Raw genomic sequence first — 10873 nt, 5'->3', positions numbered from 1 at the left:
ACCTTCAGCAGTGAGCCGCCGTCGCAGGGGGCGCTTCTTCCTTTGTCGCCTACAAACCCAGGAGCCCCCGATGCGAGAGAGATCTCTGCCGCGCCCCCAAAAGCTGTTCACCCGCCTGATGATCGTGGGTGCATCCGCCTCGATCGCCGTCGTTCCGGCCCTCGCGTTCGCACCCGCTGCGTTCGCTGCAGACGCGTTCTCGGTGACGACACCGGCGAACGGTGACACGAATGTGCCCGACGGCGGTGTGCCGAACCTCGTCGGTTTTGCCGGCGCAGGCCTCGCCGCCGGTGACACCGTGCAGATTCTCTACACGGGTGTCAGCGGCCCCGACCAGCCCGCCGTGTTCGGCGGGGCCGATGTGGATGCCTCGGGCAATTGGTCGACGACCGCGAACTTCGGCGACCTGGCACCCGGCCAGACCGTTGTCACCGTGGCTGTCGAAGAGGTCACCGACGACGATGCGGCCACCGTGGTCAGCACCGTGCCCGTCACGTTCACGCTCGCGAACCCGGCCGTGCCGCTGACTCCGTTCGCGGTGACGTCGCCCGAAGTGGGCAGCACTGTCGACAGCGCTACGCCGACCTTCGAGGGCACCGGCACACCCGGCAGCACCGTAGAGATTCAGTACACCGGGCGCTCGGGTCACAACGACACCGCCGGAACGGGAACGATTCTCGCCGACGGCACCTTCAGCATCACCACAGACTTCAGTGACTACGAACCCGGCGGCGGCACCGCGACCTCTGAGAGCCCGTTCGACGGTGTTCGCGTGCTGGTCTACCAGACCGATGCCGACGGTAACGAGCTGCCCGGCGCGACCCGGCAGGCCGTAGCGTTCTTCTTCGCGACGCCCCCCGTGCCGCTCATTCCGCTGAGCCTGACCCTCGCCCCGACCACGGAGACGGTCACGGCGAGCGCCGCGGCCGGAGTCGCCCTGACGGCCGCCGGTTACAGCCCCTCTGAAGAGCTCACGCTCGCCGTGACAGATCCGTCGGGCGCCCCTGTGACGCTCGGCGGCACGCGCCCCGACCAGCTGTTCGCCGCCGAAACAGATGGCAGCTACGCCGATACCCTGATTCTGCCGGCCAGTGCGGCCGCCGGAACCTACACCGTGACGCTGACCGGGGTTCGCTCTGCTCGCACCAGCACCGCGACGTTCGCCGTGACCGCCGATCCGACGCCCACGCCTACCCCGACTCCGACGACCACCACGGCCGCCGGTGCGGGTTCGACTACCGGCAGCACCGGCACGGGTTCGAACACCAGCCAGCTCGCCTCGACCGGACTCGACGGCGTGGGCATGGGGTCGATCGCGGGAGTTCTGCTTCTCGCTGGCGCAGGTCTGTTCCTCGCCCGGCGTCGCAAGGCCAACGTCTAGCCAGACCCGCTTCATCCGTTTCACTGCTGTACCGATCGAATCCCCGCAGAACGAATCCTGACAAGGATGCTCGCGCAGGAGCATCGCGAAACAACAACATTCTGGAGCAATCATGTTCGACGATAAATTCATCACCAACGCCATCAACCGAAGCGCCGAAACCAAGCTCGACCGCCGCGCTCTGCTGACGGCGGCCGGACTCGGTGCCGCCGGCGTGGGAGCCGCTGTGCTGCTGCCCGCCATGGGCGCCGCCGCGGTCACCCAGGCCGCGGCCGCGCCGATCAGCGACGGCTCGATTCTCAACTTCGCGCTGAACCTCGAATACCTCGAAGCCGAGTTCTACCTGCGGGCCGTCACCGGATCGGGCCTGCCGTCGAGCCTCATCGGGGGCAAAGGCACCCCCGGAGCCGTCACCGGCGGCCGGCAGGTCGACTTTCAGATTCCAGCCGTCAAGGCGTATGCGGCCGAGATCGCCGCCGACGAGAAAGCCCACGTCGCGTTCTTGCGTGCCGCCCTCGGTTCGGCTGCCGTGGCTCGGCCGGCGATCAACATCTCCGACGCCTTCACGGCCGCAGCAATGGCGGCCGGCGTGATCACGGCCGGTCAGACGTTCGACCCGTACGCCGACGATCTGCACTTTCTGCTCGGCGCCTTCATCTTCGAAGACGTCGGAGTCACCGCATATAAAGGAGCGGCACCGCTGATCACCAACAAGACCTACCTCGAAGCCGCTGCGGGCATCCTCTCGGTGGAGGCGTACCACGCCGGCATCGTGCGTACGACCCTCTATGCACAGGGCGTCGAGGCGCAGGGAATCGCCAACAAGATCTCGGATGCCCGTGACAGCCTCGACGGATCCACCGACCTCGACCAGGGCATCACCATCAACGGCGTCGCGAACCTGGTACCGACCGACAAGAACGGCATCACCTTCAGCCGCACTCCGGGTCAGGTGCTGAACATCGCGTACCTGAACCCGAACGCGGTCACCAGCGGCGGATTCTTTCCGGGCGGCGTCAACGGCACGCTGAACACCAGCGGCGGGGCCGCCGCCTCGCGCTAGCGGCACCTCGCTCTAGCGGCACCTCGCGCTAGCCGGCACCTCGCGCTAGCCGGCACCTCGACGAAGGAGGGCCTCACCGATGGTGGGGCCCTCCTTCGCGATCCGCAACCTGAGCGCCACCGCGCGACCGCCCCCCCCCTCGCTAGGCTGAACGGAATGAAGATTCTCGTGCCCACCTCCACAACCCTCGACCTCGCCGCTGACCCCGACCTCGAGGTGGTCGGTTACGACCCGAGCGAGCCCTTCGACGACGGGCAGCTCGACGCCGAAGTGCTCATCGCCTGGAACAACAGCGCCGACAACCTCGCCGACGCCGCTGCGAGGTTGCACAAGCTGCGGCTCGTGCAGACCCTCGCCGCCGGGCCCGACGCGGTCGTCGCTGCGGGATTCGGCGACGATGTGGCCATCGCCTCGGGCCGCTCGTTGCACGACGGGCCCGTCGCCGAGCACACCCTCGCGCTCATCCTCGCCGCAGTACGCCGCTTCGATGAACTCTTCGAGGCGCAGCAGCAGCACACCTGGCTCTCGGACTACGCCCGAGCGCAGGCCGCCCCCGGCACGCATCAGCACTTCACGCTCGACGGCGCCACCGTGGTGGTGTGGGGCTTCGGCTCCATCGCGGGCCGGCTCGCGCCGCTGCTCCGGATGCTCGGGGCCGACGTGACCGGAGTAGCGCACACCGCGGGCATCCGTTACGGCTTCGACGTGGTGGCAGCGGATGCTCTAGGCGATCTGCTCGGCAGAACCGACGTGCTCGTGTCGCTGCTGCCCGGCTCGCCCGAAACGCGTGACACGTACGACGCCGCATTCTTCGCCGCCCTGAAGCCGGGGGCGGTCTTCGTGAACGCCGGGCGGGGTGCAACGGTTGACGAAACTGCTCTGATCGCGGCGCTGACGGATGGCCGCCTGCGCGTCGCCGCGCTCGACGTCACAAAGACCGAACCGCTGCCCGCCGACTCCCCGCTCTGGGAGACGCCCGGAGTCATTCTGACCCCGCACATCGCTGGCGGGCGGCCTCAGGGGGCCAGCCGGCTCGTGCTCGAGAACGTGCGGGCGCTGCGAACCGGTGGCGAACTCACAAATCGCGTCACCTGAGGTAACGCCGGCCTCCTCGGCACATTTCGCCCCCCGAGGTGGTGCCATAATGGGTGAGAGCGCGTGCACCGACTCGAACGAAAATGCAACTCTGTGAAGGGGAACACATGGCTGCGATGCCCGAATCCGGACGCCTCGCGGCGTCCGTGCTGCTCGACGCGGTCGTGTCGCAGAGCCCCGACAAGAGCGACGACGAGAACCGGCTCGCCCTCGACCTCGCGCTCGCCCTACTCGTCGAGCCCGACGACCTCGAGACCTACGACGGCGAGCGCCACCCCGACTCGATCATCGATGCCAGCGACCTCGTGGGCGCCTCGATCGTGCTCACTTCGTGGCTCATCAGCCGCCTCGCCGAGGCCCGCGACACCGACGTCGCCGAAGTCGCGGGCGAGCTGCGCTCCTTCATCGGCACCGCCTGACCCCCGCCTGCCGCCCCCGCGCGAAAACGGCGGAGATTTCGCCAGGGCAGTCGCTATAGCCGGGCACCGGGCCGGAATCTCCGCCGTTTTCACGGCGCGGGAGCAGACGCGACCACGTCGGCGCGAAAGACGAGGGCGGCCGCACCGATGAGCGGGGAGTCGTCGCCCAGGGCCGCCCGAACCACGCGCACGTCGGCGGCGTAACCGAGGAAGGCCGCCGAGCGGGCCGCGGCCGCCACGAGTTCGACGTAGTCGGCCGAGACGCGCGAGAAGCCCCCACCGATGGCGACCTGCTTCAGGTCGAGAAGAGTGGATGCACTGGCAATCGCCTCACCGACCGCCGCCGCCGAGCGGTGCACCGCCGCCACCGCTACCTCATTGCCGGCGGCGTAGTCGCGAGCGAGATCCTCACCCGTGGTTCCGCCCCAGCCCTGACCCTGCGCCCAGGCCACCGACCGCGGGCCGGAGGCCAGCGCTTCGAGCGTGTGCGAGGGGTCACCGTGCACTCCACTGAAGCGCGCGACCTGCAGCTGGCCGATGTGCCCCGCGTTGCCGCTGTTGCCCGCCACGAGGCGCCCGCCCGAGACGATTCCCCCACCGACACCGGTCGACACGACCATGGCCATGCAGTCGTCGATGCCGGCATTGGCGCCGAGCCAGTGCTCGGCGAGGGCGATGCAAGTGCCGTCGAGGCGCAGAACGATGGGCAGAGCATCCGGTCGGCCGAGGTCGACCTGTGCGCGCACGAAGCCCATCAGGTCGAAGCCGTGCAGGGCGACCATGTTCACCGGAGCAATGGTGCCGTGAGCGAGCGACACCGGGCCGGCCGAGCCGATGCCGACACCGACGACCGGTGCCGGCGAAGCGGCGAGAGCGCGTGCGATGACCTCGGCGATCGAGTCGCCGATCTGCTCACGGGTACGGTCGGCGCCCGTCGGCGCACGATGCCGGGTGCCGTCGGCGATGCTGCCGTCGGCCCAGACGACTGCCGCCTCGACCTTCGTTCCACCGAGGTCGATGGCGAGAACCGCCTCACCCTGCTCTGCCGTCACGCTTGCCCCTTCGCGCCTGAACCCGTCGCCGACCGTGTTGCCGACCACGCCGCCGACCACGTTTCCGGCTACCCGACTCTACCGACTCCCGTCGCCCGGATGGCCGGAGCAGATCAGAACTCGGTCACCCCTCGGTCACCCACGGAAGCGCGTCGTTCGACGCCGCGACCACCACGGGAACCACGATCACCGGGCGAGCCTGCCGGTGGGCGAGGTGCACGGCGACCGAGCCGGTGAAGAACTCGGCCACGGTCGACCGCATGCTGGCGCGGTGCGTTCCCACCACGATCGCAACCGCATCCAGTGCCTGCGCGGCGCGGTCGAGCGCGTCGGCAGGGTCACCCGCAGACACGGCCGTTCGCCACGGCAGGCCGGCGTCGGCGCAACTCTTCTCGAGACGAACGCGTAACTCGGCAGGAAAACCCTGCGCCTCGTCGTCACCGAGGTCGGGGTCGATCGGCTCGGTGAGTTCGACGCCGTCAGCACCGACCGCGACGACGTAACGGCCCGCATCGACGTAAACGAAGACCAGAATCGCTGCGAAGTGCGCCGCGAACACGACGGCCTGTTCCAGCACAGCATTCGGCACGTGCGGCGAGACTCCCACGACGATCACAGGTGCACTGGATGCACCGCCGTCTGCCGCAGCGTCGGGCGAGAGTGAAGCGTTCATGGTGTTCCTTCTGATGCGAGCCTGTCACGCGCATCCGCCCGGTACAAGGGGCAGTTCGCACAGACGAGGCCTCGGTCACACCCCGATGGTGAGAGCTGCCGTATAGCCGGCGGCGACCGATCCTGACATGCTCGCGATCTGGTGGATACCGCTGTCGTTGCCGAAGACGTTGTCGCTCGCGAGACTGGTCGAGGCCAGGTTGCGCACGCTCTGCTCGTATCCTGTCGTCGCGTAGACCAGGTCGCAGGCCTCTTTGGGCATCGCGATCTGCGAGGTCTTGACGATGGGCCCCGAGGCCACCGCCGTTGCGACGTCTTTGTACACCTCGAAGTGGATGTGCGGCCAGCGCCCCGAGTAGGCGGCCGGGTAGATCGAGGTGAAGGTCACGGTTCCGTTCGCATCGACCTGCTGCACGCCACGCAAATAGTTCTCGTTCGTGACTCCCGAGCCGTAGAGCGAATACTCCCCGTCACGGTTGCAGTGCCAGAGATACACGGCCGCACCCGCGAGGGCGTTGCCGGTGGAGACGTCGCGCACGGTCAGCTGGATGTTCAGCGGCACCCCCGGGGCGGTCGTCGTCGACGACCCGAAACTCGAGCGGATGTCGCTGCGCACGATTCCCGAATCGTCGAGCACGTTCACGCCGTTCGACCCGTCACCCGGGTACGGACCGGCCGTCTCATCGGGCACCTCGGTGAGATCGGCGGTCGCAGTGGCGCTCGCACTCGCCGAGCTCGACGCACTCGGCGTCGGCGTCGCCGTCGCCGTGCCCGTGGCTGTGGCTGCGCCGGTCGAGCTCGCCGACGACGAATCGGTGGCGCACGCCGCGAGCAGCGAAACCATCGCGACTCCGCCGAAGAGGCCGAGAGCCCGGCGCCGGTTCACGAGGGTGCGGATGTCGTAGACGAGACCCCGGTCGTCTTCATCGATCTCGTTGCCGTCGGCGTCGCGCCACTCGGCGTCGTCGCGCTGCTCGGCGTCGTCGCGCTGCTCGGGTTCGGCCGGGCCGGGTCGGTTTCGTTCGGACATTTCTGTACCTCTTCTCAGAATCGCGTCTACCCAGAACACCCCACCCGGCTATCTGCGCACTTGGCACATTCTTTGAGCTTCCAATGAAAGCGAAAAGGGCCGTCAGAGGTCGGAGGTGCGTGGCTCGCTCTGATCGAACGGAAAGACCGTGACGGTGTTCTCGGTGAAATGGAGCCAGCGTTGCGTGTTCACGCCCGCCGTCGCCACCACCACAGAGCCGGTACGAGTCGGCCCAGCGGGCGGGCGTCGACACCACGCCAGCCTGTTGTAGCGGTGGTCGTGCTCGGGTGGCAGGCTCTCGCCGGCCGCGCCGCGAGCGGCGAAGGCCCCCAGGGGCACGGGAACAGAGCCGGCCGACTGCACCACGAAGAGGGCGTCGGGTGAGAGCAGCATCGTATTGAGGCAGGCCTCGGGGTAGAGCCCACGCAGCTCAGCGACCGTTTGCCTGATCGCCGCGGCGAGAGCAGCTCGAGCGCCGTCGCCGCGAGCCACGTGCTCTCGGAGCCGCGCGAAGTACAGCTCGCTGTCGGTCGTACCCGTCAGGCCGGCGCTGCTTTCGGGGGTGAGCAACTTTCGCAGGGCATCCGGTCGCGGCAGGGCGCCGTTGTGAGCGAAGGCCAGCCCAGACGCGACGAAGGGCTGAACGTTCGCCCGCTCGACGGCAGACCCACGACTGGCGAAGCGCAGGTACAGCAGCCGGGCCCGGCTCGCGGGCCCGTCGCCGGCGGCAGAACGATCGGCGGCGCAACCCGTCGGCAGACCGGCAGAGCGGTCGGCAGACCGGTCGGCGTAGCGGTCGAGCCGAACTCGGCCCCGCACGCCGGGGGGCGTGTCGTCACTGAGCCACGCCTCACCCCAGCCGTCGGCGTGCAGTGCCGAAAGCGCCTCGAAGTCATGGGCGATCTGCGGCCCGACCGCCGCCTCGAGCCCGAGGGGCTCGGCGCTCACGACGGCGAGCATTCTCGACACGGTCAGCCGCCCGCGCCATCAGGGCTCGTCAGCGCGCCTTCCGATCTTCGAGCAGAAAGGCGGCGATCCGTTCACCGATGACGACGACCGGCATCGCGGTCGTCGCGCGGGGAATGCGCGGCATGATCGACGCGTCGGCCACCCAGCACCCTTCGATGCCGTGTACCTTTCCGCGGTTGTCGACGACAGCCGTCGGGTCGCTCGCCGGCCCCATCTTGCAGGTGCCCACCGGGTGCCAGTAGTTGTCGGGGTTCGCATTCACGTGGGCGACGAGCGCCTCGTAGCTGCCCACCTCCGGGCCCGGATAGATCTCCGCACCGAACAGTGCGGCATTCCGCGGGGCTCCGGCGATGGCGCGCAACTGCTGCATTCCCTCGGCGAGCACGCGGGCATCCTGACCCTCGGGGTCGCTCAGAAAGCGGTGATCGATCACGGGTTTCGCCTCGGGGTCGCGGCTCGTGATGCGCACGTAGCCGCGAGACTCCGGCAGCAGCGCCCCGACGCCGCAGCTCCAGCGTTTGCGGTTGAAGAGGTGGCTCGGGCTGTAGGGCAGAAAGTGCATGTCGAACACGTCGGGATCGAAGCTCGACGCAGCCTTGGCCATGGCCTGCTCGTCGGGCGCCCAGCCGGTGTCACGCAGCTTCTGCATGTCGGCCTCCATACGGTCGCTGCCCGCCCAGCTCATCAGCGCGAACGGCTGATCGTGAAGGTTCTCGCCGACGCCCGCCAGCTGCTGGATGACCGGGATTTCGAACCCGCTCAACACCGCCGCCGGCCCGAGGCCTGAACGCTGCAGCACCTGCGGCGAGTTGTACGCCCCGCCCGCGACGACGACCTTGTTCGAACGCACGATGTGAACGTCACCACGCCAGTGCACTTCGACGCCGACGACCGCGCCGTGTTCGATGAGCACGCGGGCGACGTGGGCCTCACCGACGATGCGGATGTTCGGCAGCGCCCGCACCGGATCGAGGTACGCGAACGCGGTGTTGTACCGGATTCCGTCGACGATGTTGTTGTCTTCGGGGGCGAATCCGACCGTCTCGTCGAGGTTGTTGAGCGTCTCGAGCTTCGGCAGCCCGATCTCGGTGCCTCCGTCGTACCAGGCGTACTGCCACGGCGTGAGTTCGGCGGCCGTGTACCGCTTCACCCGCATCTTTCGAGTGCCCTCGTCGAACAGCGGCGTGAGGTCGTCGCTCGACCAGCCGTCGTTTCCGGCGGCCGCCCAGCCGTCGTAGTCGAGCCGGTGGCCCCAGGTCTGAGTGGTTCCGTTGAAGTCCGAGCTTCCGCCGATGGCGCGGGCCCGCTCGAAGGCGACCTTCTCGGGCAGGGTATCGCCCGAATCGTAGCCCCAGTCGTTGCTGTGGCCGAGGCGGGTGGCGTCGAGAATATCGGCGGGCCAGTCGGCCGAACCGAACGGGCCGAAATCGGGGCCGGCCTCCAGCACCAGCACGTCGGCGCCGTCGTCGGCCAGTCGCGCGGCGACCACGTTACCGGCGGTTCCACCCCCGATGACGATGTACTCGGCTTCGGCCGGCAGCACGGGCTCGCTCATCTCACTGGCCATAAACAACACGTCCGCCCACAACAGTCCGCTTCACGGCATGCTCCTTCTTCTCTTCGAGTTCGTCTAGTGTGGCCGTCACCGGGTCGAGCGCGAGCTCGACCCAGTCGGCGAGGTATCCGGGTGCCAAGCGCCCCCGGGAGTTTTCGGCGTACGCATAACGTGCGCCCGAAGTCGTGTACATGGCGAAAGCCTCTTCGGCCGTCACCGCCTGCGCGGGGCCGAGCGGAGCATCCAGCCCGCGCACCCGACGCGACCTGGCCTGCCACATACCGAAGAGCGGCGCCATCAGAAAATCGGGGCCGTCAGAGCCGGCGGCCACCTCGACGCCGGCGTCGAACCAGTCGCGAAGCGGCGCGGTGTCTTCGGCGATCTGGCCGAACCGGTGCTGGATGCCCGCGCCGACCCGCCACTGCATGGCGGGTTGTGTCGACAGGGTCACACCGAGCCGCGCAGCTTCGGCCATGCTCTCGTGGCTGGGCCAGAGATAGCCGTGCATGATCGAGAATCGCAAGGGCGCGATCGGCCGGCGCTTGTCGGCCTCGGCGAAACACTCGAGGGCGAAACGCACGGCTTCGTCACCGACGGCATGCACCGCAACCGACCAGCCTCCGGCGGCGCACCGGTCGACGAGGCCCCGAAACGTCTCTGGCGGGCATACCTGAGTGCCGTGATAACCGGGGAGCCCGGGCCAGTCGCGCGAGAGGAGCGCCGTGCTGAAGCCACCCGTGCCGTCGAGGTAGATCTTGAGCGGGCCGACCTTCAACGTCTCGTCGCCGAAACCGGTTCGTACACCGAGGCCCTCGAGACCGTCCATGAACGTGTCCGGCGCAAGAGAGGTGTCGCCGAGCGGCATGGCCATCGTGCGCAGTGACAGCAGCCCTTCGGCCCACAGGTTCTGGTAGGCAGCGATCTCGGCAGCTACCAGCCCCGGCTCGCTGGCGCCGACGATGCCGAGCGAATGCAGATAGCTCTGCGCCTCGAGAAGCGCTACCCGCATCTCCTCCGGTGTGAGGGCAGGAATCTGCGAGAAGACCAGGTCGGCGGCCGGTCGTTCGATCAAGATGCCCGACGGATGCCCGTCGGCCTCCCGCTCGATCGAGGCGCCTTCCGGGTCGGGCGTCTCGGCCGTGATCCCGGCACGGCGCAGCGCCTCAGTGTTGACGATGGCGTCGTGGGTGCGCCGGTCGAGATAGAGCGCGACACCTCCCGACACCGCGTCGAGATCGTGGCGGTTCGGCAGTCGACCGTCGGCGAGGTCTTCTTCGTGAAAGTGTGCGCCGATCACGGCCCAGTCGAGATCGGGATTCGCCGCGAGGTAAAGACGAATGAGTTCGACCACCTCGGCGATCGAGCCGGCCTCCGAAACCGTGAGCCGGCGCCGTTCGAGCCCGACGATCATGGTGTGCACGTGCGAGTCGATGAATCCGGGCACCACGGTACCGATGGCGTGGTGCACACGAATGCCCTCGACACCTGCCGGGGCCACGTCGGCGAGAGAGCCGATCGCGACGATCCGGTCACCGCGGACGAGCATGGCCGAGGCCTGGGGCCGATCAGGGTCTTGCGTTCTGATCGACCCGAGAACCAGGGTCAGTTCGTCTTCGGAGGGAGGTGTCGAGGGCATG

General features: G+C 68.4%; 10 protein-coding genes. 4 read left to right on the top strand and 6 right to left on the bottom strand.

Annotated elements, in window-relative coordinates:
* The first annotated feature begins 70 nt into the window (after positions 1 to 70).
* The 4 genes from LQ955_RS17105 to LQ955_RS17090 all read left to right on the top strand — a co-directional run bounded on the left by LQ955_RS17105 (position 71) and on the right by LQ955_RS17090 (position 3958).
* Positions 71 to 1381, top strand: a complete 1311-nt coding sequence (locus tag LQ955_RS17105) for an LPXTG cell wall anchor domain-containing protein (protein ID WP_231025683.1) — start codon at positions 71 to 73, stop codon at positions 1379 to 1381.
* Between the two features lie 112 nt (positions 1382 to 1493).
* Positions 1494 to 2444 (top strand): ferritin-like domain-containing protein, encoded by a 951-nt coding sequence (locus LQ955_RS17100; RefSeq protein ID WP_231025682.1) that lies wholly within the window; start codon positions 1494 to 1496, stop codon positions 2442 to 2444.
* Positions 2445 to 2600: 156 nt separating this feature from the next.
* Positions 2601 to 3539: an NAD(P)-dependent oxidoreductase gene (locus LQ955_RS17095; RefSeq protein WP_231025681.1), complete on the top strand. Its 939-nt coding sequence runs from the start codon at positions 2601 to 2603 to the stop codon at positions 3537 to 3539.
* 107 nt (positions 3540 to 3646) lie between these two features.
* A complete protein-coding gene (locus LQ955_RS17090) occupies positions 3647 to 3958 on the top strand; it encodes a hypothetical protein (protein WP_231025680.1) in 312 nt (103 codons plus the stop codon).
* Positions 3959 to 4047: 89 nt separating this feature from the next.
* Here LQ955_RS17090 and LQ955_RS17085 read toward each other — a convergent pair whose 3' ends face one another.
* The 6 genes from LQ955_RS17085 to LQ955_RS17060 all read right to left on the bottom strand — a co-directional run bounded on the left by LQ955_RS17085 (position 4048) and on the right by LQ955_RS17060 (position 10872).
* On the bottom strand, positions 4048 to 5010 hold the full coding sequence (locus LQ955_RS17085) for an ROK family protein (protein WP_231025679.1): 963 nt from the start codon (positions 5008 to 5010) through the stop codon (positions 4048 to 4050).
* A gap of 124 nt (positions 5011 to 5134) precedes the next feature.
* Positions 5135 to 5683 (bottom strand): universal stress protein, encoded by a 549-nt coding sequence (locus LQ955_RS17080; RefSeq protein ID WP_231025678.1) that lies wholly within the window; start codon positions 5681 to 5683, stop codon positions 5135 to 5137.
* A gap of 75 nt (positions 5684 to 5758) precedes the next feature.
* Positions 5759 to 6712, bottom strand: coding sequence for an intradiol ring-cleavage dioxygenase (locus tag LQ955_RS17075; protein WP_231025677.1), 954 nt, complete (start codon positions 6710 to 6712; stop codon positions 5759 to 5761).
* Between the two features lie 102 nt (positions 6713 to 6814).
* Positions 6815 to 7660 carry a class II glutamine amidotransferase gene (locus tag LQ955_RS17070; RefSeq protein WP_231025676.1) on the bottom strand — a complete coding sequence of 282 codons (846 nt, stop codon included), beginning with the start codon at positions 7658 to 7660 and terminating at the stop codon, positions 6815 to 6817.
* Positions 7661 to 7709: 49 nt separating this feature from the next.
* Positions 7710 to 9236, bottom strand: coding sequence for a GMC family oxidoreductase (locus tag LQ955_RS17065; RefSeq protein ID WP_231025675.1), 1527 nt, complete (start codon positions 9234 to 9236; stop codon positions 7710 to 7712).
* 1 nt (position 9237) lies between these two features.
* On the bottom strand, positions 9238 to 10872 hold the full coding sequence (locus LQ955_RS17060) for an amidohydrolase (protein WP_231025674.1): 1635 nt from the start codon (positions 10870 to 10872) through the stop codon (positions 9238 to 9240).
* Position 10873: the final 1 nt, after the last annotated feature.

Origin of the sequence: Subtercola endophyticus (assembly GCF_021044565.1) — a bacterium.
GTDB lineage: Bacteria > Actinomycetota > Actinomycetes > Actinomycetales > Microbacteriaceae > Subtercola > Subtercola endophyticus.
The sequence above is the reverse complement of the archived record's forward strand: the minus strand, read 5'-3'. Positions and strand labels throughout refer to the sequence as shown.